We start from the raw sequence: 314 nt of genomic DNA on the forward strand, positions 1-314 counted from the left end.
AATCATACTATTTTAAAGTTAGAATATTTTATTATTGCTGATGCAAAAACCCTAAAACCTGTAAACCGTAAGTATAAAAATAAAGCATATAGAGCGTTTATAGCTGTATATGCAGATGATATTAGACTTATTGATAATATAGCTTTAAATTAATTATCTTTGCCCCATGCAAATTCAAGTAGTAAAATCTAAAATTCACAGAGTTAAGTGCACAGGCGCTGAACTAAATTACATAGGTAGTATTACCATTGATGAAGATTTAATGGACGCTGCCAATATTATACAAGGTGAAAAAGTACAAATTGTTAATAATG

General features: G+C 28.3%; 2 protein-coding genes. Both read left to right on the plus strand.

Annotation, left to right across the window (positions count from 1 at the left end; genetic code table 11):
* The coding region (locus tag FUA24_RS07845; protein WP_148541196.1) for a pantoate--beta-alanine ligase at positions 1-153 on the plus strand (153 nt) is incomplete at its 5' end.
* Positions 154-166: 13 nt separating this feature from the next.
* Positions 167-314 (plus strand): aspartate 1-decarboxylase (locus FUA24_RS07850; RefSeq protein WP_148541198.1); only part of this gene is annotated, 148 nt, incomplete at its 3' end.

The sequence above is a fragment of the Seonamhaeicola marinus genome (genome assembly GCF_008085455.1).